Origin of the sequence: Kitasatospora sp. NPDC127111 (assembly GCF_042677465.1) — a bacterium.
Taxonomy (GTDB): domain Bacteria; phylum Actinomycetota; class Actinomycetes; order Streptomycetales; family Streptomycetaceae; genus Kitasatospora.
Genome location: NZ_JBHXTG010000055.1, coordinates 37565 through 63367 on the forward strand (window position 1 = coordinate 37565; position 25803 = coordinate 63367).

Annotated in this window: 23 protein-coding genes; 19 read left to right on the top strand and 4 right to left on the bottom strand. The window is 75.3% G+C overall.

The annotated features are described in order from the left end of the window. Nucleotides 1–62 precede the first annotated feature (62 nt). The 9 genes from ACFVHB_RS27975 (at nucleotide 63) to ACFVHB_RS28015 (ending at nucleotide 10903) form a co-directional block, all read left to right on the top strand. Nucleotides 63–269, top strand: a complete 207-nt coding sequence (locus ACFVHB_RS27975) for an MbtH family protein (protein ID WP_360191997.1) — start codon at nucleotides 63–65, stop codon at nucleotides 267–269. A 124-nt stretch (nucleotides 270–393) separates the two neighbouring features. After that, nucleotides 394–1887, top strand: coding sequence for an MFS transporter (locus ACFVHB_RS27980; protein WP_380327751.1), 1494 nt, complete (start codon nucleotides 394–396; stop codon nucleotides 1885–1887). 106 nt (nucleotides 1888–1993) lie between these two features. Then, nucleotides 1994–3049 carry a MupA/Atu3671 family FMN-dependent luciferase-like monooxygenase gene (locus tag ACFVHB_RS27985; protein WP_380327753.1) on the top strand — a complete coding sequence of 352 codons (1056 nt, stop codon included), beginning with the start codon at nucleotides 1994–1996 and terminating at the stop codon, nucleotides 3047–3049. Then, nucleotides 3046–3597 carry an NADPH-dependent FMN reductase gene (locus tag ACFVHB_RS27990; RefSeq protein ID WP_380327755.1) on the top strand — a complete coding sequence of 184 codons (552 nt, stop codon included), beginning with the start codon at nucleotides 3046–3048 and terminating at the stop codon, nucleotides 3595–3597. The genes ACFVHB_RS27985 and ACFVHB_RS27990 overlap by 4 nt, the downstream gene beginning before the upstream one ends. 229 nt (nucleotides 3598–3826) lie before the next feature. Further along, nucleotides 3827–5590, top strand: a complete 1764-nt coding sequence (locus tag ACFVHB_RS27995) for a SulP family inorganic anion transporter (RefSeq protein WP_380327757.1) — start codon at nucleotides 3827–3829, stop codon at nucleotides 5588–5590. A gap of 307 nt (nucleotides 5591–5897) precedes the next feature. Next, complete coding sequence (locus ACFVHB_RS28000; RefSeq protein ID WP_380327759.1) at nucleotides 5898–7457, top strand: diacylglycerol/lipid kinase family protein; 1560 nt, start codon at nucleotides 5898–5900, stop codon at nucleotides 7455–7457. A 9-nt stretch (nucleotides 7458–7466) separates the two neighbouring features. Continuing rightward, nucleotides 7467–8063 (top strand): phosphatase PAP2 family protein, encoded by a 597-nt coding sequence (locus ACFVHB_RS28005; RefSeq protein ID WP_380327761.1) that lies wholly within the window; start codon nucleotides 7467–7469, stop codon nucleotides 8061–8063. Between the two features lie 268 nt (nucleotides 8064–8331). Next, on the top strand, nucleotides 8332–10389 hold the full coding sequence (locus ACFVHB_RS28010; RefSeq protein WP_380327763.1) for an FUSC family protein: 2058 nt from the start codon (nucleotides 8332–8334) through the stop codon (nucleotides 10387–10389). Nucleotides 10390–10498: 109 nt separating this feature from the next. Then, on the top strand, nucleotides 10499–10903 hold the full coding sequence (locus ACFVHB_RS28015) for a hypothetical protein (RefSeq protein ID WP_380327765.1): 405 nt from the start codon (nucleotides 10499–10501) through the stop codon (nucleotides 10901–10903). 33 nt (nucleotides 10904–10936) lie between these two features. Here ACFVHB_RS28015 and ACFVHB_RS28020 read toward each other — a convergent pair whose 3' ends face one another. After that, nucleotides 10937–12109, bottom strand: coding sequence for a substrate-binding domain-containing protein (locus ACFVHB_RS28020; RefSeq protein ID WP_380327767.1), 1173 nt, complete (start codon nucleotides 12107–12109; stop codon nucleotides 10937–10939). Between the two features lie 229 nt (nucleotides 12110–12338). Between ACFVHB_RS28020 and ACFVHB_RS28025 the strand changes: the two genes are divergently transcribed. The 4 genes from ACFVHB_RS28025 (at nucleotide 12339) to ACFVHB_RS28040 (ending at nucleotide 15398) form a co-directional block, all read left to right on the top strand. Beyond that, entirely contained in the window at nucleotides 12339–12926 is a 588-nt protein-coding gene (locus ACFVHB_RS28025; protein WP_380327769.1) for a hypothetical protein, read from the top strand. Nucleotides 12927–13076: 150 nt separating this feature from the next. Next, complete coding sequence (locus ACFVHB_RS28030; RefSeq protein WP_380327795.1) at nucleotides 13077–13604, top strand: universal stress protein; 528 nt, start codon at nucleotides 13077–13079, stop codon at nucleotides 13602–13604. Between the two features lie 76 nt (nucleotides 13605–13680). Then, a complete protein-coding gene (locus tag ACFVHB_RS28035; RefSeq protein WP_380327771.1) occupies nucleotides 13681–14982 on the top strand; it encodes a cytochrome P450 in 1302 nt (433 codons plus the stop codon). Between the two features lie 125 nt (nucleotides 14983–15107). Further along, nucleotides 15108–15398 carry a YciI family protein gene (locus tag ACFVHB_RS28040; protein WP_380327773.1) on the top strand — a complete coding sequence of 97 codons (291 nt, stop codon included), beginning with the start codon at nucleotides 15108–15110 and terminating at the stop codon, nucleotides 15396–15398. 392 nt (nucleotides 15399–15790) lie between these two features. Here the strand turns inward: ACFVHB_RS28040 and ACFVHB_RS28045 are convergent, their stop codons facing one another. The 3 genes from ACFVHB_RS28045 to ACFVHB_RS28055 all read right to left on the bottom strand — a co-directional run bounded on the left by ACFVHB_RS28045 (nucleotide 15791) and on the right by ACFVHB_RS28055 (nucleotide 18209). Next, the gene (locus ACFVHB_RS28045; protein WP_380327775.1) at nucleotides 15791–16636 is read right to left on the bottom strand and encodes a DUF4097 domain-containing protein; all 846 of its coding nucleotides are present in this window, start codon (nucleotides 16634–16636) and stop codon (nucleotides 15791–15793) included. Between the two features lie 85 nt (nucleotides 16637–16721). Continuing rightward, complete coding sequence (locus ACFVHB_RS28050; RefSeq protein WP_380327777.1) at nucleotides 16722–17234, bottom strand: hypothetical protein; 513 nt, start codon at nucleotides 17232–17234, stop codon at nucleotides 16722–16724. Between the two features lie 333 nt (nucleotides 17235–17567). Then, nucleotides 17568–18209 (bottom strand): hypothetical protein, encoded by a 642-nt coding sequence (locus ACFVHB_RS28055; protein WP_380327779.1) that lies wholly within the window; start codon nucleotides 18207–18209, stop codon nucleotides 17568–17570. Between the two features lie 514 nt (nucleotides 18210–18723). Here ACFVHB_RS28055 and ACFVHB_RS28060 point away from each other — a divergent pair. The 6 genes from ACFVHB_RS28060 (at nucleotide 18724) to ACFVHB_RS28085 (ending at nucleotide 25722) form a co-directional block, all read left to right on the top strand. Then, nucleotides 18724–19044: a hypothetical protein gene (locus ACFVHB_RS28060; RefSeq protein ID WP_380327781.1), complete on the top strand. Its 321-nt coding sequence runs from the start codon at nucleotides 18724–18726 to the stop codon at nucleotides 19042–19044. A 3-nt stretch (nucleotides 19045–19047) separates the two neighbouring features. Further along, nucleotides 19048–21174 carry a DUF6571 family protein gene (locus ACFVHB_RS28065; protein ID WP_380327783.1) on the top strand — a complete coding sequence of 709 codons (2127 nt, stop codon included), beginning with the start codon at nucleotides 19048–19050 and terminating at the stop codon, nucleotides 21172–21174. Further along, nucleotides 21174–22163, top strand: coding sequence for a hypothetical protein (locus ACFVHB_RS28070; RefSeq protein WP_380327785.1), 990 nt, complete (start codon nucleotides 21174–21176; stop codon nucleotides 22161–22163). The genes ACFVHB_RS28065 and ACFVHB_RS28070 overlap by 1 nt, the downstream gene beginning before the upstream one ends. Nucleotides 22164–22269: 106 nt before the next feature. Beyond that, a complete protein-coding gene (locus ACFVHB_RS28075) occupies nucleotides 22270–23064 on the top strand; it encodes a metal-dependent hydrolase (protein WP_380327789.1) in 795 nt (264 codons plus the stop codon). A 217-nt stretch (nucleotides 23065–23281) separates the two neighbouring features. Continuing rightward, nucleotides 23282–24700, top strand: coding sequence for a hemolysin family protein (locus tag ACFVHB_RS28080; protein ID WP_380327791.1), 1419 nt, complete (start codon nucleotides 23282–23284; stop codon nucleotides 24698–24700). Next, on the top strand, nucleotides 24697–25722 hold the full coding sequence (locus ACFVHB_RS28085) for a hemolysin family protein (protein ID WP_380327793.1): 1026 nt from the start codon (nucleotides 24697–24699) through the stop codon (nucleotides 25720–25722). The genes ACFVHB_RS28080 and ACFVHB_RS28085 overlap by 4 nt, the downstream gene beginning before the upstream one ends. Nucleotides 25723–25803: the final 81 nt, after the last annotated feature.

The window sequence follows — 25803 nt, forward strand, 5'->3', positions numbered from 1 at the left end:
GTCGATCCCGGCCGGCCCGGCTCCGCCCCGCTCCACCGAAGCTCCACCGAAAGGAACGCCCGATGAGCACCAACCCGTTCGAGAACGCCGACGGCAGCTACCTGGTCCTGGTCAACGACGAGGGGCAGCACTCCCTCTGGCCGACCACCGTGGCCGTCCCGGCCGGCTGGGAGACCGCGTTCGGTCCCGACACCCGGCAGGCCGCCCTCGACCACATCGAGGCCAACTGGACCGACCTGCGCCCGCGCAGTCTGGCCGCGCAGGCCTGACCGGCGCAGGACCGGCGGGGTGCGCCACCGGACGGGCGCGCCCCGCCGGCCGAACGGCCGGGCCACCACCACAGGGCCGGGTCACCGAGGAGAGAACCATGAGCGAGCGAAGCGAGGCGGTCCGATGAGCACCACCGACACCGAGACGGGCACGGGCCGCCCCGGCCTGCCGGACCGCATGCGGAACCCGTGGCTGGCGATGTTCGCCATCTGCTTCTCCCAGGCGGTCGTCCTGCTGGACACCACCGCGGTCAACGTGGCCGTCCCCGCGCTCGGCGAGGGACTGGGCGCGAGCGTCGACCAGGTGCTCTGGATGATCAACGCCTACCTGCTCTCCTACGCGGTGCTGCTGGTCACCGGCGGCCGGCTCGGCGACCTGTACGGCATGCGGAAGCTGTTCCTGATCGGGCTCGCCGTGTTCGTCGTGGCCTCGGCGGCCTGCGGCTTCGCGCAGACGCCCGCTCAGGTGATCGCCGCCCGCGTCCTGCAGGGCGTCGGCGGCGCGCTGCAGACCCCGCAGGCGATGGCCATGATCACGAAGATCTTCCCGGCCGAGCGCCGCGGCACCGCGATGGGCGTCTGGGGATCCTTCGCGGGCATCGTCGCCGCCGCCGGCCCGACCCTCGGCGGGTTCCTGGTCTCCTGGATCGGCTGGCGGGGCATCTTCTACATCAACATCCCGGTCGGGGTGATCGGCGCGGTCCTGGTGCTGGCCTTCATCCCCGCCCTGGAACCGACCAGCAAGCCCCGGATCGACGTCCTCGGCTCGGTGCTGCTCACCATCGCCCTGTTCTGCGTGGTGTACGGCCTGATGGAGGGCGAGTCCCACAACTGGGGCACCCTGTGGGGCCCGCTCAACGTGCCGCTGCTGATGCTGATCGGCGTGGCCGTGATCGGCGTGTTCCTCTGGGTCGAACGGCGCCGGCAGGACCGCGACCCGCTGGTGCCGTTCGCCATCCTGCGCGACCGCAACTTCACCGTGATGGCCGTGGTCGTCGGCGCGCTCCCGTGCGGCCTCGGCGGCATGATGCTGCTCGCGCCGATGTACCTCCAGGAGGTCCAGGACTTCAGCGCCTTCCAGGCCGGCCTGCTGATCGCGGCCGCGCCGCTCGTCTCGATCTTCGTGGCGCCGTACTCCGGCCGGCTCTGCGACCGCTTCGGCGGCAAGTACGTGATGATCGCCGGCCTGTCGCTGTTCGCCGCCGGGATCGGGCTGCTGGCCGTCCTGATCAACGCCGACTCCAGCTGGACGGTGCTGCTGCCCGGCCTGGTCTTCGTCGGCCTCGGCATGGGCGTGGCCTTCGCCCCGGCCGGCGTGGTCGCCTTCGAGAAGATCGAGCCTGCCATGTCCGGGGCCGCGTCCGGCCTGTTCAACACCACCCGGCTCTGCGGCAGCCTGCTCGGCAGCGCCATGGTCGGCGCGCTCCTGCAGGCCCGGCTCGTCCACGACGACACGACCGGTGCCATCCGCGCGACCTTCCTGCTGCCGGTCGCCGTCCTGGTGGCCGGTGCGCTGGCCACCCTGCTGGTGCGCAGCTCGCGGGGCACGGCCGTCGAGATCGAGGGGCTCGACGAGGCGGCACCGGAGCGGGCCGCCAGCGGCAGCGGCAAGTCCTGACCGTCCGCCACACCGTTCCCACCCACTTCTCACCGGAGCCCGGGCTCCGGCGGGCCGCCGGCTCCCGCCCGGCCCGGATCCACCTTCGCCACAGGGGGGCAAGGCAGTGCACTTCAGTCTCTTCTACTTCGCGGACGGCCAGGGCCGCGGCCGGGAGCAGTACCGGCTGCTGCTCGAGGGCGCGCGGTTCGCCGACACCCACGGCTTCAGCGCCGTCTGGACGCCCGAGCGGCACTTCCACGAGTTCGGCGGCCAGTACCCCAACCCGGCCGTCACCGGCGCGGCGCTCGCCGCCGTCACCGAGCGGGTCGGCATCCGGGCCGGCAGCGTCGTCGGCCCGCTGCACCACCCGGTGCGGGTCGCCGAGGAGTGGTCGGTCGTCGACAACCTGTCCGAGGGCCGGGTGGGCCTCTCCTTCGCCTCCGGCTGGCACGCCAACGACTTCGTGCTGCGCCCGGAGAACTACGCCGGGCGCAAGGAGGTGCTGACCGAGACCATCGAGACCGTCCGGAAGCTCTGGCGCCAGGAGGAGGTCACCCTCCCGAACGGCGACGGCAAGCCGGTCGCCGTCCGCAGCTACCCGGCGCCCGTCCAGCCCGAGCTGCCGGTCTGGCTCACCAGCGCGGGCAGCCCCGACACCTTCCGGCAGGCCGGCGAGCAGGGCCTCGGCCTGCTGACCCACCTGCTCGGCCAGGAGCTGGAGGACCTGGCCAAGAAGATCGCCACCTACCGGGCCGCCCTGCCCGCGGGGGCCGGCGGCGCCGCCGGCCAGGTCGCCCTGATGCTGCACACCTTCCTCGGCACCGACCGGGAGGCCGTCCGGGAGACCGTCCGCCGGCCCTTCAGCGCCTACATCCGCAGCTCGATCGGCCTGATCATGAAGGCCGCCGGGGACATCCTGCCGGGCGTCGACCCGGAGGAGCTCGACGAGGACGACCTCGACTTCCTGGTGGAGCGCTCCTTCGACCGCTACTTCGACACCGGCGGCCTGTTCGGCACCGTCGAGGACGGCCTCGCCACCCTGGAGCGGCTCGACGCGCTCGGCATCGACGAAGTGGCCTGCCTGATCGACTTCGGCGTGGACCCCGACCAGGTGCTGGCCGGCCTGGAGCACCTGAACACCCTCAAGGACGCCTGGGCCGCGCGCGGGGCGGGCTCGTGAACCTGCTGCTGGTCACCGGCACCATCGCCGGCACGTCCAGCTGCCACGCGCTCACCGGCCTGATCGCCGAACGGGCCGAGCTCACCGGGGGCCTGACCACCGGCGAGCTCGACCGCTCGCTGCTCGCCCTGCCCGCCCTCGACCCGGACCGCTACCGCACCGGCGAACTGCTGCGGGACCCTTCGGTCGACCGGCTGCACAAGGAGGTGGCCGCCGCCGACGCCGTGGTACTGGCCACCCCGGTCCAGCACGGCAGCCTCTCGGGCGTGCTGAAGAACGTCCTGGACCACCTGCCGGACACCGCGTTCGCCGACCGTCCGGTCCTGGTGGCGGCCACCGCGACCAGCCTGCACAACGCCTCCGGCGCCTGCGACCACCTGCGGGCGGTGGTCCGCGCCCTCGGCGGCTGGGCCGTGCCCACGCACCTGGTGGCGCAGCGCGGCGACTTCGGCGACCCGGCCGCGCGGGCCGCGCTCACCGCCCGGATCGACCAGGCGGTGGGCGAACTCGCCCGCTTCGCCGCGGCGCTGGGCCCGGCCGCGCGCTGACCCGGCGGCAGCCGCACCACGACCGGCCGGTGCCGGGGTCCTCGCCCCGGCACCGGCCGGTCCGCCGTTCGCGCGAACCGCCGGGCACGGTCCGGTCGTACGTCGCTCTGCTCGGAAGTTGAAGAATTCTTCACATTCATAGATGCTGCATCCGTGTATCGGCAGGCCCGGGCCGCATGACGCCGGGACGCACACCGTGGACGGACGAGGAAGAAGAGGGCTGAGGGCGATGGCGGTCCCGTTGCACCCGTACGCGCGCCGGGCCGGTGCGCGGCTGCGCGCCGTTCTGCCGGACCGGGCGACGCTGGCGACGATGGGCCGCTCGCCCCGCAAGGACCTGTTCGCCGGGCTGACGGTGGCGATCGTCGCGCTGCCGCTGGCACTCGGCTTCGGCGTCGCCTCCGGTGCGGGGGCCGAGGCCGGACTGGCCACCGCCGTGGTGGCCGGCGCGCTGGCCGCGTTCTTCGGCGGCTCCAACCTCCAGGTGAGCGGTCCGACCGGGGCGATGACCGTCGTCCTGGTCCCGATCGTCCACCGGTACGGCACCACCGCCGTCCTCACCGTCGGGCTGATGTCCGGCGTGTTGCTGATCGCCGCCGCGCTCGGCGGTGCCGGCCGCTTCATGGCCTACGTACCGGCCCCCGTGGTGGAAGGCTTCACCGTGGGGATCGCCGGGGTGATCGGCCTCCAGCAGGTGCCCGCCGCACTCGGCGTGCCGGCCTCCGGCGCCCCGAACGTCGTGGTCGCCGCCGCCGACGCCGTCGTCGACTTCGCCCGGACCCCGCACCCGGCCGCCCTCGCCCTGGCCGCCGCCGTGGCAGCCGCGATGCTGATCGGCGCCCGGCTGCGCCCGGGCATCCCGTTCTCGCTGCTCGCGGTCGTCGCCGCCACCGTGGTCACCGGTCTGGCCGGCCTGGACGTGGCCACCATCGGACACCTGCCCGCCGGACTGCCCGCGCCCTCGCTCGGCTTCCTCCACCCCGGCGAGCTCCCGCACCTGGCGACCGCGGCCCTGGCGGTGGCCGCCCTCGCCGCGCTGGAGTCGCTGATGTCGGCCACCGCGGCGGACGCGATGAGCGTCAGCGAGCGCCACGACAGCGACCGCGAGCTGTTCGGCCAGGGGATCGCCAATCTGGTCGCCCCGCTGTTCGGCGGCGTCGCCGCGACCGGCGCGATCGCCCGCACCGCCGTCAACGTCCGCTCCGGCGCGGCCTCCCGGCTCGCCGCCCTCGTCCACGCCGCCGTGCTGGCCGTGGTGGTGTTCGCCGCCGCCCCGCTGGTCGCGGGCATCCCCCTGGCGGCGCTCGCCGGGGTGCTGATCGCCACCGCCGTCCGGATGGTCGAGGTCGCCTCACTGCGGGCGCTGGCCCGCAGCGGCCGGGGCGAGGCCGCCGTCCTGGTCCTGACCGCGGGCGCGACCCTGGCCTTCGACCTGGTCACCGCCGTGCTCGTCGGCCTACTGGTGGCCGGCGCCCTGGCCCTGCGCCAGGTCGCCCGCTCCGCCGCCCTCACCAGGGTGCCGCTGCACGAGGGCCTGCCCCCGGCCGACCACCACGCCGAGGAACAGGCCCTGCTGGCCGAGCACATCGTCGCCTACCGGATCGACGGCCCGCTGTTCTTCGCCGGCGCCCACCGGTTCCTGCTCGAACTCGCCGAGACCACCGACGTCAAGGCCGTCATCCTGCGCCTGTCCCGGGTCAGCACCATCGACGCCACCGGCGCCCTCGTGCTCGGCGACGCCATCGCCAAGCTGGAGCGGCGCGGCATCCTCGTCCTGGTCTCCGGCGTCAGGGCGGACCACCTGCGCACCCTCGACGCGCTCGGCGTCCTCGACGCCCTGCGCGCCGACGGCCGGGTCTTCCCCGGAACCCCCGGGGCGATCGCCCACGCCCGCCACCACCTCAACGGCCTGCCGGCCGCGACGGCCGGCCCCGCCACCCGCGCCGCCGGAGCGGGGCCGAGGACCGAGCAGCGAGCCCCGACGCGCGAGTGAGGGGCCCGGCTGGTGCCGGGCCCCTCGGTGGGTCACCGCCGGCGGGTCGACCGCGGTGGGTCGTGCCCTCAGCGGGCGGTCACAGGTTGGCGCACTGGCCCGCGCGCGAGCCGTGGTGCGGCCTCCGCCACCCGCGGGTGGGGCTCCCGTCGTTCGGGCGTCCGTCGCCCGGTCGGAGCAGACCGGCCTGCGGGTGGCCCGGGGGCGGTGGAGGGTTGGGGGTGCCGACGGGCATGGCGGGGGCGGGGAACGGGGAGGTCACGGTCAGAGCCCGAGCCGGCGGAGGGCGGGAGAAGTGGAGCGTGGGGTGACCGAGCGGAGTGAGTCGGGGCGGCTGGCGCGGGCACGGCTGCTGGCGCGGCTGGCGGCGCTGGCCGCGGCCGGCGCGGTGGCGCTGCTGCTGCTCCTGATCGGCACGGCCGGGCTGCTGGTGCCGTTCGCCGGGCTGTTCGGGCTCGCGCTCACGGCCGCCGCCGTCTGGTGGGCACTAACCCACCACGGGGTCCGGCGGCTGATCGGCGCCCTGGTGGCGGTCGCGGCCCCGATCGCGGTCGTGGCCGTGTACGCCACCACCGGGGTCTGGCTCCCGGTGCTGGGGGCGGTGGCGCTGTGGGCGTCGGCGCTCCAGCTCGCCCGCTCGGGGCTGCACCTCGTCCGGCCGCCCCGCCCGATGCGCGGGCACCGGGCACCCCGGCCGGAGCGGCCCGTCCTGATCATGAACCCGCGCTCCGGCGGCGGGAAGGTCGCCCGCTTCGGCCTGGCCGAGCAGGCCCGCCGGCTGGGCGCCCGCGTCGTCCTGCTCGATCCGGAGGTCAGGACGGACGTGGCCGAGCTCGCCCGCCAGGCCGTCGCCGAGGGCGCGGACCTGCTCGGCGTCGCCGGGGGCGACGGCACCCAGGCCCTGGTGGCCGCCGTCGCCGCCGAGCACGACCTGCCGTTCCTGGTGGTCTCCGCCGGGACCAGGAACCACTTCGCCATGGACCTCGGGCTCGACCGCACCGACCCGTCCACCTGCCTGGACGCGCTGACGGACGGTGAGGAGCTGCGCGTCGACCTCGGCGCCGTGGCCGGCCGGCCCTTCGTCAACACGGTCTCCTTCGGCGCGTACGCGGAGATCGTGCAGAGCCCCGAGTACCGGGACGCCAAGGTCGGCACCGCGCTGGAGGCCCTGCCGGACCTGCTGCTCGGATCCGGGGCCCGGCTGAGCGCCCAGGCCGACGACGTCCGGCTGGAGGGGCAGCAGGCCCTGCTGATCAGCAACAACGCCTACACCGGCGGGGACCCGCTGGCCGCCGGGCGGCGGCCGCGCCTGGACACCGGCGTGCTCGGCGTGGTCGGGATCCGGGTGGAGGGGCCCGTGCAGGCGGCCGAGATCGCCCTGCGCGGCGCCCGGGCCTCGGGGCTGCGGACGCTGACGGCCCGGGCGGTCGTCGTCGGCCCGGGCACCGCGGGGGCCACCGAGGGCGGCACGGCCGACGCCACCGGCAGCAGCGGTGGCGGCACTGGCAACGGCACCGGGAACGGCGGCGGGACTGGCAACGGCGGCGGCACCGGGAACGGGGGCGGGACTGGCAACGGCGGCGGCACCGGGAACGGCGGCGGGACTGGCAACGGCGGCGGCACCGGGAACGGCGGCGGGACTGGCAACGGCGGCGGCAACGGCGGCCTCGCCGTGGCCGTGGACGGCGAGGCGCTGCGCCTGACGCCGCCCGTCCGCTGCGAGATCCGCCCGCTGGCACTCCGGGTGCGGGTGCCGGTGCACCGCCCGGGGGCCCCGGTGACCAGCCTGCCGCTGGACTGGAACCAGCTCGTCGACCTCGCCCTCGGCCGCCCGCTGCCCGCGGACCGCGACAACCCACCCTCGTGAGGAACCCCCGTGCCTGAGACGGAGCCTGTCCGGCCCATCCCGCTGCTGCGCGACCTGGACACGATCGACCAGGTCGTCTACGCGGCCGTCGCCAAGGCCGAGACCCCGGCCCTGGACGTCGGCCTGCGCAGGCTCTCCCGGGCGGCCGACCACTCGAAGATCTCGCTGACCCTCGCCGCCCTGCTGGCGCTGCGGCCCGGCCGCACCCGCCGGGCGGCGCTCGGCGGGGTCGCCGCGCTCGGCCTCGCCTCCGCGACGGCGAACCTGCTGGGCAAGCGGATCGTCCGCCGCCCGCGGCCCAACCGGGCGGCCGCCGAGGTCGTGGTGGGCCGGCACGTGCCGATGCCGGCCTCGACCTCCTTCCCCTCCGGGCACACCGCCTCCGCCGTCGCCTTCGCGGTGGCGGTCGGCGCCGGCCTGCCGGAGGCCGCCCTCCCGCTCGGCCTGCTCGCCGGCGCCGTGGGCTACTCCCGGGTGCACACCGGCGTGCACTACCCCGGTGACGTGGTGGCCGGCTCCGTCCTCGGCGCCACCTGCGCGGCGGCCGTCACCTGGGCCGGCACCCGGTCCTGCCGGTCCCTCACCCGCACGGCCGCCCGGGGGTGAGACCTGCCCGTCTCCGGGCGGCAAGGGCTCGACCCCCGTACCGTCCGGGCGTTTCGCCGGGGCCCGCCGTCCGTGGCGGCTTCCGAGCGGGCCGCCGGGGCCCGCCGTCCGTGGCGGCGGTTCGAGCGGGCCGCCGGGGCTCACCGGCGGACCGCCCGGGCCCGTCCGAGCCCGGCGCGAAACGAGGGCGTTACCCGCGGGCAGCGGCGCGGTAAGGCGGCCCGGGTACGGTTCGGGGTGACGGGTACCAGGCCGACCGAGGGGGAGCGTGCACCGACCGGAGATCACACCGCCGGACTGGCTGCTCCACCCGTTGCGCCGGCAGACCGGACCGCTCCCGTGGGGCGGCGTGCTGCGCGGCGCCCTCGGCATGGGACCGCTGCTCGCGGCCGCCGTCGCCTGCGGACGCCCGCAGGCCGGCGCCCTCGCCGGGCTGGCCGCCATGTTCGGCAGCATCAACGACCGCCCCGGCAGCGCCCGTTCGGCCGCCGCCCTGGTCGGCGTGCCGGCCCTGGCGGGCGCCGCGGGCCTGCTGCTCGGCCAGGCGTCCGGCTGGTGGGCGGTGGGGCTGCTCGCGCTGGTCGGCACGGTGTGCGGCGCCGTCAGCGTGGCCGGGCCGGTCAGCTCGGCGGCCGGGGTGCAACTGCTCGTCCTCACGTCCGTCGGCTGCGGCATGCCGATGGCCGGCCCGGTCTGGCAGAAGGCCGGCTGGTACCTGCTCGGCGGCGCGTGGTCCCTGCTGCTGCGCCTCGCCGTACGACCGCTGCCCGCCTTCGGCCGGCTGCACGGCGAGCGGGCGGCCGTCGCGGCCGTGTTCGACGCCCTGGCCGAGGCCCTGCGCGCGGCCGGCACACCCGGCGCCGAACGCGCCCGCCGGGCGCTCACCGTGGCGCTCGACCGGGCCGACGAGACGCTGCGCCTGCAACGCCTGCTGCGCCGGCCCGGCCGCCGCCGGCCCGACGAGCTCCGGCTGGACGGGCGCTTCGCCGCGGCCGCCGCGCTCTGCGAGGCGAGCGTCGCCCTGCTCTGGGAGGGCGAGCCGTTGCCGGACCGGATGCTCGTCGGCCCGCGCCGTCTGGCCGAGGCCGTCCGCCGCGACACCTCACTGGGCCGGCTCCCGGTGCCCGTCGCCGAGAGCCCCGCCCGGAGCGCCTTCGACCGGGCCGTCCTCGCCGCCGGGCTCGCCTTCGACCACGCGCCGGACGGAGCCGCTGACCGCCGCCCGGTGCGCCGCCCGGTGCGCCGTCGGCTCGCCGCCGGTGGCCCCGCCGCAGGCGGCCGGTCCGGGCGTCGCGCCCCCGTCCGTCGCCGCCGGTTCGTGGCCCCGGCCGGCCCGGCGGGCCGCGAGTACGGACTGCGGGTCGGCGCCTGCGTGGCGGTCACCACGGCCCTCGCCCTCGTGCTGCACGCGGACCACTGGTACTGGCTGCCCGTCACCGCCGCGTTCCTGGTCAAGCCCGACTACGGCCCGCTGTTCTCCCGGGTCGTCAACCGCTTCGCGGGCACGGCGGCGGGCGTCCTGCTCTTCGCCGGACTCGGCTCCGTGGCGGCCGGGCCGGCGCCCGGGCGGGCCGTGCTCGTCGTCGCGCTGTGCGGGGCACTGATCGCCCCCTCGCTGCGGCACTTCGCGCTGCAGACCGGCGTCGTCACCCTCACCGTGCTCGCCTTCGCCTCGGCGGGCGGCGACTCCCAGGCCGCGCCGTCCCGGCTCGTGGACACGGCGCTCGCCTGCGCGGTGGTCCTGGTGGTCGGCCACCTGCCCCACCTCGCCGACACCCGGGCCCGGGTCGGGCACCGCTGCGCCGAGGCCCTGCGCCACACCCAGCGGTACCTCGCCGCCGTACTGGCGGCCCCGGCCGACGGCGCGGACGCGGGGGCCGGAGCGGACGAGGGGGATGGGGCGGACGGGGCGGTGGACGGCGGCGCGGACCGGCGCGCCGAGCTGCGCCGGACGGCCTACCGGGCCCTCGCGGACGCCAGGGTGTCGGCCGAGACGCTCCGGGTCGAACTGCTCGCCGACCCGGGCAAGGCCTGGCTGGACGTGGCCGTGCACGCCGAACGGATCGCCGACGCCACCACCGCGTGCGCGATCCGCCTGGCCCACGGCGCGCAGCGGCCCGACGAGGCGACGATCCGTCAGCTCGTCGCGGCGGTGGGTGCGGTGGCCGATGCCCTGGACAGCCCCACCGGCGCGGCGGACGCGCTGCCGGGCGGGCCCGCCGCCGAGGCGACGCTGCCGGCGAACTGCCGCACGCTGCACGACATCGCCGCCGAGCTCCGCGGCATCCACGAGCGCGGGCGAGCCCTGGCCGGTGCGGGAGTCTGACGGGCCCCGGGCCCGGCCGGGCTCCTCGACGGCTGTACACCCTCGCGCCGGGCCCGGTATGTTCGCGCCGCCCGCGGGCCGCGGGCGCCCGGCACCTGGATGGAGACCGATGACCGACTCCGCGAGCGCACACCTCTTCGGCCTGGCCCTCAACGGCATCGAGATCCTCATGCCGCTGGTGGGCGCGATCGTCGCCGCCACCCACCTCCGGCGCCGGGGGCGCAACGCCCGCCTGGCGGTGATCGGCTGCCTGGTGATGCTGCCGGGGCCGATCGTGCTGCCGGTCGGACTCACCGTGGGATTCGACGCGCTCAGCGACGCTTTCGGGCCCTCCGCGGCCATGTACGTGCTCTCCGCGATCTCGCTGCCCTTCCACCTGATCGGGTTCGGTCTGCTGCTGGCCGGCGCCCTGAGCGAGCCCGCGGCGCCGGTGCCGGCCTTCGGGCCGCCGCCTTCGGCGCCGTGGGCGGTCCCTGACGGCGCGCCGGCCGATCGTCACCCCAGGGCCTCCTGACGGGCCGGCCGGGCCGGGGGCGTTCCGGCCGGTTCAGTCCTGCCCGGGGAGGGCGCCGCAGGAGGAGCGGACCGTGAGGGTGGGGAGCAGACCGATGTGATGGGCGGGGAGGTCGGCCGGGCCCAGCCGGCGCAGCAGCAGGTCGAGCGCGACCGCCCCGACGGCCCGCTTGGGCGGCGCGACGGCGGTGAGCGGGGGAGTGGTGAGGGCCGCGAACGCGTCGTCGTAGGAGACCAGCGCGATGTCCTCGGGGACGCGCAAGCCCCGGGCGCGCAGCAGGGGCGGGAGCTGGATGGCGTCCCGGCCGTCGTGGACCAGTACGGCGCGCACGCCCTCCTCCGCGCCGAGGGCGAGCTGGTCGGCCACCCGTTCCGGGTCGGTGCGGGCGAGCGGTCCGCCCCCGTGGTGCAGGTCGAGGGTGGGCCGGGGTTCGAGGCCGAGCCGCCGCACGGCGTCGGCGTAGCCGGCCCGGACCTCGTGGGCGGTCCAGGTGTCGCGGCGGGCGGCCAGCAGCACGCTGCGGTGGCCGAGCCCGGCCAGGTGACGCAGGGCCAGCAGGACACCGTGCCGGTGGTCCGAGCCGACCGCGTCCAGCCCGGCGGCGGCGCTGCCGGGGGCGGCCCGCCGTTCGACCAGGACGGCCGGGACGGGCAGGTCGCCGAGCCAGTCGCTCTCCTCCTCCTCCTCCTCCTCCTCGGCGGGGCCGTCCGGCAGCCGGTTCGGGGTGAGCAGCAGGCCGTCGACGCCGGACTCCAGCGTGCGTGCGATCTGACCGCGGTCGTCGCGGGCCTCGTGGGGGGAGATGCCGAGTACCAGGCGGGCGCCGGCGGCGGTGGCGGCCGAGCGGGCGCCGTCGATGATCTCGTCGAAGTACCAGCCGATGGTGGGCACCAGCATGCCGATCACGCGGCCACGGCCGTCCGGTACGCCGGCCGCGCCCTGCCCGGCGGCTCCGAGCAGCGCTGCCCCGCCCGCCCCGCCCACCGTGCCCGCCGGGCCCGCCGGGCCGTGCGCGCCCGGGTCCGGCAGCGCGACCGAGCCGTGCGAGCGGCGCAGCCGGCCGGCCTCGGCGAGGGCCGCGACGTCGCGCCGGATGGTCACCGTGGGCATGTCCAGCCGGGCCGCGAGGTCCGCCACCCGGACGGTGCCGAGCTCGTGCACCACGTCGAGGATGCGGGCCCGGCGCCGGTCTGCCGACGCGGCCATGACGTCTCCCCCTGATCCCTCGTGCTGATGACTCCGGTGACTCCGCTGACTCCGCTGACTCCGCCGCGCGTGCCCGGCGAGCGATCGAATCTATCGCGCGGTCGAAAAGCGATCAAAGAGGTGATCGCAGCGGCTGTTCCGGTCGCCGCCGACGAGGTCCGGACGAACGCGACAGGACCGTGCGGCCACCCGACCCGGTCCTCCGACCGGCGGCCGTTACCCTGCTGCCATGGCGATCCACGGCTTCGGGACCACCGAGTTCCAGCTCGTGCTGCTGCGCCGGATGGCCGACTTCAACCCCGAGCTGGTCGAGCAGGCGGTGCGACGGCTCGGCGCCACGCGCGCTGAGATGCGTGAGGCGAACAAGCGGTGGCAGGCGATGATCCGTTCGCCCCGGGTCCGGCACGACGCCCGCTGGTACGCCGCCGTGCTCGGCCCGCCGCCGGTGACCGCGCCGCACCGGATCGGCGACCTCGTCTGCAGCACCCGGCAGTGGCCGCTGCCGCTCTGGCCCGACCTGCGCTTCGAGATCCTGATCGGCCCGGCGGAGTCCGGCGGCCCCCTGATGAACGCGTGGCTGGTCCGCGCCGCGGACGCCCCGGCGCCCGTGCTGCGCACGCTCGCCGACCTCACGCCGTGGAGCTGCGTGGTCGCCGACCTCGCGGCCGCGTTCCCGCCCGCGGTGCCGCGCGAGGGCAGTGCGCCCACCCGCTTCCAGCTCGACTTCTCCGCCCCCGGTGCCGACGGCCGGCCGCGGGCGTGCACCGCCGACTTCACCTGGGGCCTGCTCCAGGAGGTCCGTCCGGTGGACGGGTGACGCCACCCCTCCCTCCCGGTCCACTCGGCCGCCGACCTCGAAAGATGCAAGGTCAGGCGCGTCTTGAGCCTTGGATTTGCAGGAGTGTGGCAGTTGTGGAACGATGAATCGCAGACATCGGAGAGTCGAGACACCAGAAAGCGAAGGACCATGTCGGACGGCGCGCGCGTCATTGTCGGAGTAAGCGGCTCGTTGCACAGCCTGACCGCACTGCACCGCGCGGTGGCCGAGGCCCGAGCCCGGCACGCCGTCCTGGTCCCGGTGCTCACCTGGACCCCGGTCGGCGGGGAGCGCAGCTACCGTGCGCGGCCCTGCCCGCCGCTGCTCCACGAGTGGCGCGAGGCCGCCCGCACGCGCCTGGAACGCGCGCTGGACGAGGCGTTCGGCGGCCTCCCGGTCGGCGTGCCGGTGGAGCCGCTGGTGGTGCGCGGCGAGGCCGGGCCGTCGCTGACCCGGCTGGCCGACCGGCCGGACGACCTGCTGGTGGTCGGCACCGGGCAGCAGGGCGCCGTCCGCGGCACGCTGCACCGGCTGCTGCACGGCTCGGTGAGCCGCTACTGCCTCACCCACGCGCGCTGCACCGTGCTTGCCGTGCCCCCGTCCTCGCTGCACGCCGACCTGCGCGCGCTGCACCACGGCATCGACATGCGGGAGCTCACCGCACTCGTCGCCGCCTGATCGTCTGACCGCGTGACGGAGGAGCGACCGCCCGGTGTCTGGTGCCGGCTGTGCCGCTGACGTACCGTCGGTCGGCATGGGCTTCGATCAGGCGCGGGTGAACCGGATCTTCCTTCCCGGCACCTATGCGGACGGCGTGCCGTACGCCCTGTTCCGGGAGCTGCGGGCCGAAGTGCCGGTGTGCTGGGTGGAGGAGCCGGCGGTGGGGGCGTGGCCGGCCGGGCCCGGCTACTGGGCGGTGCTGCGGCACGCCGACGTCAAGCACGTGCTGCGCACCCCGGAGGTGTTCTCCTCGCACCTCGGCGCGACCCAGATCCGCGACCCCGACTCGGCGGCCGACCTGGACTTCGCCCGCACGATGATGCTCAACCAGGACCCGCCCGACCACTCCCGGCTGCGCCGGGCCGTCGCCGCCGCGTTCACCCCGCGGGCGCTCCGCGAACTCGCCACGGCGATCGAGGCCCGCGCGGCCGGACTCGTCGCCGCCGTCCGCCCCTCCGGCGAGGCCGACTTCGTGCCCCTCGCCGCCGATCTGCCCGTGTGGACGCTGGCTCTGATCCTGGGTGTGCCGGAGCGGGACCGGCAGTTGCTCGTCGACTGGTCGAACCGCGTGATCGGTTACCAGGACCCCGACTACGCCGAGTCGAGCACGGCGGACCCGTCAAGCCTCACGGACCTGGGGCGGGCCGCGCTCGCCCTGCGTCCCACCGTCCGCACGGCCCCCGACGGCCGCCCGCTCAACCCCCGCTCCCGCGCCGCCCTCGCCGACATGTTCGGCTACGCCCACGCCCTCGCCGAACACCCGCCGCCCGGCAGCATGGTGGCCCGCATGCGGGAAGCGGGCCTCGGCACCGCCGAGTTCGAGACGATGTTCTTCCTCTTCGCCGTGGCCGGCAACGAGACCCTGCGCAACGGCCTGCCCGGAGGCCTGTACTCCCTGCTCACCCGGCCCGACCAGTACGCGCTGCTCCGCCGCCGGCCCGAACTGGTCGGCCCGGCCGTGGACGAGTTGCTCCGGTTCTGGCCGCCCGTACTGGAGTTCCGGCGCACCGCGACCCGGGACGTGCTGCTGGCCGGGCAGCGGATCCGCGGCGGCGACAAGGTGGTGGTCTACCACGCCTCCGCCAACCGCGACGAGTCGGTCTTCCCCGATCCGGACCGCCTGGACCTGACCCGCACACCCAACGACCACGTCAGCTTCGGCTACGGCCCGCACTTCTGCGTCGGAGCGCAACTCGCCAGGATCCAGATGTCGGCCCTGCTCCGCCGGCTCGTCACCGACCTGCCCGGCCTGGAACTCGCCTCCGACGCGCCGCCGAGGCGGCTGGTCTCCAACTTCCAGAACGGCCTGAAGGAGCTGCGCATCCGCTGGGGATAGGCCGGACCGGTGCGGGAGGAACCCGGTGGCCACGTCCGCGCCGAGGTCCTGTCCTGCCGGTCCGTTCAGTGCGCGCGCGGCGAACGGCGGGCACCGGCGGCGCCCGCCCGGGTAGGTTCGGCCGTATGTTCGTTGTCACAGTGACCTACACGGCACCGCTCGACGAAGTCGATCGGTGGAGACCGGCCCACGGCGAATGGTTGAACCGGCTCATCGCGGAGCGCTCGTTCCTCGTGGTCGGGCGTCAGGTGCCCCTGGTCGGTGGGGTCTACCTCGCCGCGGGGATGCCCGTGGACGAGCTCGACCGGCTCCTCGCCACCGACCCGTACGCCGTCCGGGGAGTCGCCACGCACAGTGTCGTGGAGTTCACGCCCTTGCTGGTCGCGCCCGGACTGGAGCACCTCAAGGACGGCTAGCCTCCGCCTGCCAGGACCGTGAGGACCGTCCGTTCGTCCTGCGGCGTCGGCTGCGGGGTGGTGCTCGACGTGGCGGAAGCGGCGGCGGGGCGGCGTGCGGTGGTCAAGGCGACGGGGGACCGGAGCCCCCCGCCAAGGCCGGACGGCTGTGCGCCGAGGGCGCGACCGGGCCCTGCGGGAGACGGCCGGGGCCCACGGCGGTCTCACCGAGGAGGAGGCCGCCGTCCACGTTGAGCAGCTGGCCGCCGACAAGCGCCACGTCCGCGACGTCGACCGAAGCAGGAGCGGACGGGGGCGTCGGTCCGGCGCGGCGCGTCCGCCTGCCGGTCCGACCGCGGCTCCGCCCGCCGGTCGGCCTGTCTGCCACTCTGCCCCCGGGGTCGGCCCGCCGGTCAGGGCTTGGCGCGCAGGATGTCGATGTTGCCGTACCGGGTGCGGGCGCGGACCTCGACGGTGTCCTCGGTCTGCTCCGGGGCCTCGGAGGTGGTGAGCGTGTTGCGCACCTGCCCGGCGCCCGAGCTGACGTCGAGCCAGGCGGCGGTGCCCTGGCGGATGCCGACCTCGATGGCGCCGTGCGCGGTCTCCAACTGGACGGTGCCCCGGGCCACTTCGCCGACCCGAAGGGTGCCGTGGGCGGTGGTCGCGGCGACCGAGCTCTCGGCGCGCCGGACCTCGATGTCCCCGTTGGCGCCGTTCACCCGCAGGTCACCGGTCACGGCGCCGACGACCGTCGTGCCGTGCGAGTTCTTCAGGACGGCGGCGCCCTCGATGGTGCCGACGCGCAGGCTGCCGGAGCTGGTGGTGATCTCGGCCGGCCCCTCGACCCGGTCCACGGTGATCGAGCCGTGCGACGCGGTCAGGTTCAGCGGGCCGGTCGTGTCGAGGCGGGCGTCACCGGCGGAGGTCTTCACCCGGACCTCGCCGAGCCGGCCCTCGCCGAGCACCTGGGCCCAGGCGCCGGTCAGGTCGACGTGCGAGCCCGTGGGCAGCTCGACCGTCACGTCGACGGTGCCGGTGCGTCCGACGAGGTAGCGCGGCTTGGGCGTCCTGATGGTCAGCACGCCGCCCGCGTACGTGACCTCGGTCTGCTCGGCGGCCCGCACGTCCTGGTCCTTCTTGGGTTCGCGGGGCCGCACCTCGACGACGGTGTCGAGGCGGTCCACCGCGGTGAAGCGGATGGAGCCGGCCTCCACGCGGGCGGTGACGGAGATCGGTTCGGGGGTGTCGAAAGAAGGCATGGCTGTACCGTCCTCTTGGGCCTTGGTGGCGTCCCCGCAGGTGGGACGCGGTGGGTGGGTGAGGTGGTGCCCGGTGCGGGTGCGGTCAGCGCACCCAGCCCGTGATGCTCTGTCCGACGGTCTGGGCCCGCTCCGTCGGGCGCGGCCGCGGGCCGCCCTCGACGGCGGCCGACACGGCCCGCACCAGCCACGCGTTGACCGACAGGCCCTCGCGGCTCGCGGCCTCCTCGGCGCGCGCCTTGAGGTGGGCCGGCAGGCGCAGGTTGACGCGGGCGGTGCCGCCCTCGTCGCCGTCGGCCGGCGCCGGGGCCTTGAGCGGCTCGACGGGCGCGGCCGGCTCCACGCCGCCGGCCACGGGCGGCAGCGTCACGACGAAGTCCGGGTCCAGCCCGCGCAGCCGTACGTCGACCGAGCCGGGGGCGAGCTCGCGGGTGATCTCGTCCATCGCGGCGGAGAGCACGTTGAGCATGGTCAGCCGGGTCACCGACTCCAGGGGAGCGGTGAGCCTCTCGGCCAGCTCGCGGGCGTCTTCGCCGCCGGCCTCGGCGGCCACCGCGAGTTCGCGGCGGAGGGTGTCGACATACGGGGTGAGGTCCATGCGGCCATCATGGCACCACTATGGTGCCATGGCAAGCCCTGGCCGCGCCATCGGGGTGTCCGTGACCGGGCGTGGCAGCTCTGAACTGGTGAAACGTGAAGGCGTCGATCCGTGCCACGGTGGCGCCGGGTGTGCGGGTGGCGCTCCGGATGCACGGAGTGGCGCACGGTGGCGCGTGGTGGCGCCCATCTTGGCGCCTCGATAGTGCCAGGCTGTAGGCCTTTGGCGCCCTGTGATGCCACGTACCCGATGTGTCACAGGCGAAAAGCATGGTCGAGCAGCTGAAGCCGGCGGGACGGAGCGCGGCGGCGGACCGGTCCGGCCGGCGTCGGGTCACGGGATGAACATGGCGCCGAGGACGCCGGCGCCCTCGGCCGCGGCGGCCCGCCAGAACGGCAGGACGCCGTCCAGCATCGCGGCCGCCTCGCGGGGGTGGCCGTCGCCGCTGTCGCAGAGCCACTCCACCGTGCGGTCCTCGGCCGCGCGCCGCTCCCCGGGCGGCAGCGTCAGCGCCCGCTCCACGGCCGGCAGGGCCGTGCGGACCTGGCGCGCCGTCAGCAGCATGTCCCCGAACCAGCCCGGCAGCGCCGCGAACCGGGTCGGGCCCAGGCCGTGGGCCAGGGCGGCGGCGGGGTAGCCCTTGCTGCAGCCGGCGGCCAGCGCCAGGCGCTGCCAGTGGGCGGGGAGCCGGTCCAGCGCCGCGTAGATCTCCTGGTCGTACTCGGCCAGCGGGCAGGCGCCGGAGAGTTCCTGGAACGCCTCGCTGTCGGCGTCCAGGGTCATCGTCCGGCCGCGGCCGTGACCGACCCGCCGCAGCCCGCCGACCCGCTCCGGCGCCGCGCACCACTGCTGCCAGAGCTCCTGCGTCCGTTCGAGCGACCGCTGCCGCTCGACGGGCGGGCGCAGCACCGCCGCGACGTCCGCCACCGCCTCGTCCGGCAGCGGCGCCAGGACCCACATCCCGAGGAAACCCATCGCGCCCCGGTCTCAGCGCGGCCGGCTTGCGGCGAGGTGACGGACGGACGGCCGGGTGCGCCGGGGCGGCGGGACGGTCACGGCGGGCTCCTTCACGGCGGCGACGGAACGAGGGGGGAGTGGAGAGCGAGGACCAGGACGAGCGGGAGGGCGAGGACGAGGAGCAGGCTAGGCGGACCCTCTGACAGCGCCGCTGCCGGAGCCACCGGCAGCGGCACCCCCGGCAGCGGACCCAGCCGTGACCCGGGCCGGCGCCGCGGGCCACCGCAGCCGGGACCCCGGTCCGGAGGAGGCCGGTCCAAGGGCCCGGTCAAGGCCGGTCCAAGACCCGGCCAAGTGCCCTTCTACCGTCCGCACTGCGGAAGTTGACCTTGCTCCACCCCCCGGCCGACCGGCGGTGGGACTCTAGTACGATCGCGCCCACGACACCGTAGGGCGCCCGCTCCGTGGAGCAGCGGCTCACCCCTGCGGGCGTCCGGCGGAACACGGTGCGAGCGGGGGAAGGCGAGCGGTCATGAGTACACCCACGGGGGCGGGCGGCGGCGAGTTCAGCGTCAACAGCCAGGCCATGCACGGTGCCCAGACGGCCTTGAACGGCATGGCCCTGGACAGCAAGAACATCGGTGCGCTGGCCGACGAGTCGACGAACGCCGCCGCCGCCGCGCACCAGGGCTGGCAGACGGCGGGCGCGCTGCGGGCCGCACTCACCGAGTGGCACGAGCAGGTCGACCAGCTGACGGCGCGGCTGCACCAGAACAGCGCGGCGATGGAACAGACCACGCTGAACTACCACACCACCAACCAGTCCATCGCCGACTCCCTCAGGGCGAGGTGACCCATGCTCGGATACGAGGACGTCCTCAACGCCAACCCCGGCACGCTGTCCACCGCCGCCGGCAAGTGGCGTGAGATGGCCCAGCGCTTCCACACCATGGAGGGCAACTTCGACCGGGACGTGCTCTCGGTGACCCGCAACGGGCTCTGGCTCGGCGGCGCGGCCGGGATGGCGGGCTTCCAGCTGACGATGACCAAGGGGCAGATCTCCGCCGCGCAGGTCGAGGCGAACGCGATGGCCTCGCTGCTCGACGACGCGCACGCGGACTTCGCGGCCGCGCAGAAGCAGGTCCGCGAGGCCGCGGACGGCGCGGTCAAGGCCGGCTTCAAGGTCACCGGCACCGGCGTCGCCGTGCTCGACCCGAGCACCCTCGACCCGGCCACCCGCAACGACCTCCACCACGACGTCGACACCCAGCGGGCCTACCAGGAGGCCGCGGCGAAGTGGACCAAGGCGATCGAGGCCGGGATCCAGCGGGCCACCGACGCCGACGACCGTGCCGCGCGCGCCCTGCGCAGCGCCTCGAAGGCGGGCAGCGCGGACAACACCTTCAACGGCCAGGCACTGGGCGGCGGCGACAAGGCCGACGCCCAGCGTGCCGCGGACCTCGCCACCCGGATCGACAGCCTCGGCGCCGACGAGCGCGCGCAGCTGGCGAACCTGATGAGGGCCAACGCCGACAGCCCCGAGTTCTCCCAGACGCTCCTGGACAAGCTCGGTCCCGAGAACACCCTCAAGCTGGCCGAGAAGCTCAACAACCCCGGCAAGGACGACGGGAAGAAGGGCAGCTACCCGGGCCTGCAGACCGACCTGACCCGGGCCATCGCCTCCGCCACCCAGGACCCGAACACCGAGTTCTACAAGAAGTGGCGCGAGGGGCTGAAGGAGAACGGCACCAAGAACTTCGGCTCCAACACCGAACCCGTCTACGGGTACCAGATCCTCAGCACCCTGATGACCAAGGGCGACGCCAAGTACTCCACGCCCTTCCTCACCGACCTCGCCGACGACATCACCGCCACCGAGAAGAAGCACCCGGGTCTGTGGAGCTACAAGGCCTCCCACGACGGCACCTCGCTGGGCGCCGACCCGCTCGACGAGGTGCTCGGGGTGATGGGCCGCCAGCCCGAGGCCGCCACCTCGTACCTGGACCCGGGCGCCGACGGCGGCAACAAGCGGCTGCACTACCTGTTGAAGGAACGCGACTGGCCGGAGGGCTACCTCACCGGCTACACCGTGATGAAAATGCCGGACCCGCTCTCGCAGAGCGGCCTGGCGGCCGCGATCGAGGCCGCCTCCACCGGCGAACGGGCCGGGACCGCGCACGACGGCAAGCACACCGAGGCCCAGGCCCGGATCATGCACGACACCATCGTCACCCTCGACGAGGGCCACGGCGGCGACAAGATCAAGGACACCCTGCGTCAGCCGCTCGCCAACGCCCTCGCCGACTACGTCGGGGACACCCACGAGCTGCTCAACGGCCGCAACGACGTCTACAACGGCCACACCGGGCACGACTCCGTCTGGAAGGACGGGGACACCGTGCGGATGGCCGTCGGCCAGGACAGCCTGGTCCGGGTCATGCGCGGGCTCTCGGAGGACCCGGCCGCCTACGGCACCCTGCACCGCGCCGAGACCGGCCGGATCGACCAGGAGTTCGCCGCCATCGGGCCCAACCCCACCGAGGCCCAGATGAAGGACCCGATGGGCAAGGGCGCCGCGGCCCTCGGCGTCTTCGACGCCATCCGGGCCGACACCGTGATGGACATGCGCGACGACAAGAACGCGCAGGCCGACTGGAAGGCCAAGGTCCTGTACCACACCATCGGCGCCCCGGTCACCCCGATCGCGCCGCTCGGCGACGCCGCCCAGCGCCTGGTCGACACCTGGACCTACGCGGTCAGCCTGGAGGAGAAGGACCAGAACAACACCGAGGCGAACGCCAAGATCTCCGACACCTACCTCGGTGCCAACCGTCAGATGTCCGACATGGTGGGCATCTGGGCCCGCGACCGCGGCATGGATCCCGACGGCCCGAACATCAACTCCCTCCAGGACGACATGCTCAACAGCCGCAACCGCAGCAGCGACACCGCGAGCCGCTACCTCGGCCGGGGCAACGCCTGATGCCGGCCACCCGGCCCACCGCCCGCACCGCGGCCGCCGCCATCGCCCTGGTGGTGGCGGCCGCGGTCGGCGCGGGGCTCTGGTGGGCGCTCGGCCGCGACGACCCCGACCGGGACTGCGCCGGACTGCGCGGCGACGAGCGGGTCCGTACGGTGCTCGGCGCGACCTGGCGGTCCGACCTCTCGTGCGGCGAACTCGCGGACGGCCTGCGGCGGGCCACCGCCGGCGACCGGCCCGGCAGCCACACCCCGGAGCAGGCCCGCGCGCTGCGCCGCGTCCTGCTCGCGGTCGCCGGCCGCCCGGACCACCGCGTCCACCCGCAGGTGCGCGGTCCGCTCGCCGCGGCCCTCGCCGACTACGCCGCCGACACCCACGCGGTGCTCACCGGCGTCAACGACGCCTACCTGGCGCACGACGCGCCGGACGCCGACGTCTGGCAGGACGGGCAGGGCGTGCACGTCGCCGTCCCGAAGAGCGACCTGATCGACGTGCTGCGGGGGCTGTCGGAGGATCCGGCCGCCTACGCCGTCCTGCGGGCCGCCGACCTCCGGCAGGGCGCGGCCGGCCTCGGCGCGGTCGGACCGGACCCGGCGGAGGCCGTGATCACCGACCCGCTGGTCCGGGCCGCCGCGTCGGCCGGCGTCTTCGACGGCATCGCCGACGACGTCCTGCGCGGACGGGGCGACGAGGCCCGCACCGACTGGCGGGACGCGGCCCTGCGCGGGCTGGCGCCGTCCGGCGAGCGCCCGGCGTTCGCCGCCGACCCGGCCGGCCACCTCGCCCAGGGCTGGCTGCGGCAGGTGGCCGGCGCGCCGGACCGCTTCGAGCGCCTGCACGACGAGGCCGCCGCCCTGCTCGCGCTGTGGACCGAGGCCTCCGGGCAGGACGGCGGGCGGATCGGCCTGCCCGCCCTGCAGGACCGCGCCCGCACCACCACCGACCGTGAACGAACCACCACCGCCGCGCAGTTGAGGCAGGGCGGCGGCTGAGCACGGCCACGGGTGTGTGATCACGTGATCGTCTGTCGATATGCTGCGGGACCGTCAGGCGCGAGGGGCGCCTGACGACCGAGCCGACCGAGGGATGGTTGTCGCGATGATGGGACCGGCGCACTCGCTTTCCGGGGCGGCGGCCTGGCTGGGGGTGGGCGCGGCCGCGGCGGCCTGGGACCACCCGATGCCCTGGCCGGTGCTGCTCGCAGGGGCTCTGATCTGCGCGGGCGCGGCGCTCGCACCCGACCTCGACCACAAGGCGGCGACCATATCGCGGGCCTTCGGGCCCATCTCCCGGGCGCTGTGCGAGGTGATCGACAACCTCTCGTACGCGGTCTACAAGTCGACCCGCGGCAAGGGCGACCCGCGCCGCTCCGGCGGGCACCGGACCCTGACCCACACCTGGGTCTGGGCGGTGCTCTGCGGCGCCGGAGCGTCGGCGGCCTGCGTCTACGGCGGCCGGTGGGGCGTCCTGGTGGTGCTCTTCGTCCACATGGTGCTGGCCATCGAGGGACTGCTGTGGCGGCACGCCCGGGTCTCCAGCGACGTGCTGGTCTGGCTGCTGGGCGCGTGCAGCGCGTGGATGCTGGTCGAGGTGCTGGACAAGCCCGGCAACGGCGCCGCCTGGCTGTTCACCGAGCCCGGCCAGGAGTACCTCTGGGTGGGTCTGCCCATCGTGCTCGGCGCGCTGGTGCACTGCATCGGTGACGCGCTGACCGTCTCCGGCTGCCCGGTCCTGTGGCCGATCCCGATCGGCCGCCGCCGCTGGTACCCGGTCGGCCCGCCCAAGGGCATGCGGTTCCGGGCCGGCAGCCGGGTCGAGATCAAGATCCTGATGCCGGTCTTCATGGCCCTGGGCGGGGCCGGGGCGCTGGGGGCGCTCGACCTGATCGGCTGACGGCCCAACACCGTGACGGCCCTGCAGCGTGTCGATTTGCGAACCCTTTACACTCCTGTGGAGTGACCGGCCGGGCCCCCGCGGCCCGGCCGTCCGTTCGAATCGACCCAACCTCACGCCGTAAAGGAGTCGCGGTCCCCGCGATGGACGAGCCTCCCAGTGCCCACCGTGCCGCTGTTGCCCTGACGTCTTCACCTGCCGGGGCGGGGGTGGCACGGTGACCGAGGTGCTCCTGCTGCTCCTCGCCCTGCTGCTCACCGCCGCCTGCGCGGTGTTCGTCGCCGCCGAGTTCTCGCTGACCACCGTCGAACGCGGCGCGGTGGAGCGGGCGGCCGCCAACGGCGAGCGCGGCGCCGCCACCGCGCTGAAGGCGGTCGGCCGGCTGACGTTCCAGCTCTCCGGCGCCCAGCTGGGCATCACCATCACCAGCCTGGTCATCGGCATGATCGCCCAGCCGTCGGTGGCCGCGCTGCTGCGCGGACCGCTGACCGCGCTCGGTCTGCCGGAGGGCGCCGCCGAGACCGTCGCCGTGCTGCTCGGTGTGCTGCTGTCGACGGTGGTGCTGATGGTGGCGGGCGAGCTGGTGCCGAAGAACTGGGCGATCTCCCGGCCGCTCGCGGTGGCCAAGGTGGTGGCCGGGCCGCAGTACTGGTTCTCGGCCGCGTTCTCGCCGTTCATCGGCCACCTCAACGACACCGCCAACCGGGTGGTGCGCCGGGTCGGCCTGGAGCCCGCCGAGCACCTGGCCTCCGCCCGCACCCCGCAGGAACTGGTGGCGCTCGCCCGCCACTCGGCCCGCGCGGGGGCGATAGCGCCCGACACCGCCGAACTGTTCGTCCGCTCGCTGAACCTGCGCGAGCTGACGGCGGAGAACGTGATGACCCCGCGGGTCGACGTCCGGGCACTGGAGGAGCGCGCCACCGCCGCCGACGTCGCCAACCTGACCCGCGCCACCGGCCTGTCCCGCTTCCCGGTCTACCGGAACAACCTCGACCAGGTGGTCGGCGCCGTCCACATCAAGGACGCGCTCACCGTCCCCGCGGACCGGCGCCACCTGCACCCCGTGGCGAACCTGATGACCGAACCCCTGCTGGTGCCCGAGACGCTCACCGTCGACCGCCTGCTGGACCGGCTGCGCGGCGAGCAGACCATGGCCGTCGTCATCGACGAGTACGGCGGCACGGCCGGGATCGCCACCCTGGAGGACATCGTCGAGGAGGTCGTCGGCGAGGTCGTGGACGAGCACGACCCGGCCGAACTGGCGGACCTGATCGACCTGGGCGAGGGTCGGGACGGCCGTCACCGCTGGGACGCGGACGGCATCACCCGCACCGACCAGCTGGAGGCGATCGGCCTCCCGGACACCGACGGCCCGTACGAGACGCTGGCCGGCCTGATCGCCGACCGGCTCGGCCGCATCCCCGTGCCGGGCGACCGGGTCGGGGCCGGCGGCTGGCTCCTGGAGGTCAAGGCCGTCGCCCACCACGTCGCCGAGCGGGTCCGGATCACCGCGCCGGAGCGCGGATCCGAGGCGGAAACCGAGAACGGGTCCGGGGGCGGAGGCGGGTCCGGGTCGGGCTCGGGCTCGGGGACGGGCTCGGGCTCGGGCTCGGGGACGGGGGAGGGCGCCCGATGACCGTCGTCCAGCTCCTCATCGGCCTGCTCACCCTGGTGACCAACGCCTTCTTCGTCGGCGGCGAGTTCGCGCTGATCTCGGTGCGCCGCAGCCAGATCGAACCGCGCGCCGAGGCCGGCGACCGCCGCGCCCGCACGGTGATCTGGGGCCTGGAGCACGTCTCCGCGATGCTGGCCACCGCACAGCTGGGGATCACCGTCTCCTCGCTGGTGCTCGGCGTGGTCGCCGAACCGGCCATCGCGCACCTGCTGGAGCCGCCGTTCCACGCCGTCGGCGTGCCGGACTCGCTGATCCACCCGATCGCGTTCGTGATCGCGCTGACCGTCGCGACCTACCTGCACATGCTGCTCGGCGAGATGATCCCGAAGAACATCGCGCTGGCCGCGCCGGAGCGGGCCGCGTACCTGCTGGTGCCGCCGCTGGTCGCGGCGACCAGGGCGCTGCGGCCGGTCGCGTTCTCCATCAACGCCTTCGCCAACGGCATCCTGCGGCTGCTGAAGGTCGAGCCGAAGGACGAGGTCGCCTCGGTGTTCAGCGAGGAGGAGCTGGCCCGGATGGTCCAGGACTCCTCCGACGCCGAGCTGCTCAGCGAGCGCGACACCGAACTGCTCCGGGACGCGCTGGAGCTGGGTTCCCGTCCGGTCTCGGAGGTGGTCACCCCGCGCGGGCGGATCGTCTTCGCGGGCCCCGGGACGACGCCGGAGGAGCTGGAGCAGCTCGCCGCGCGCACCGGCTACTCGCGCTTCCCCGTCCTCGCCGAGGACCGCACGGTGGCCGGCTACCTGCACATCAAGGACGCGCTGGAGCAGGACGGCGCCCGGGACCGGCCGTTCCCCGCCCGCGTGCTGCGGCCGATCGCCCGCGTCCCCGCGGACACCCCGCTGGACGACGTGCTCACCGCGATGCGGCGCTCCGGCACCCACCTCGCCGCGGCGGTCGACGCCGACGGGACGGCCATCGGCCTGGTCACCATGGAGGACGTGCTCAAGGAGCTCGTCAGGCCGGCCCCCGCGGGCTCCTGACCCCCCGCCGGGGGGGGGGGCCCCCCCCGCCCCCCCCCCCCCCCGGCCCCCCCCCGGCCCCGCGCCGCCCCCCCCCGCCGG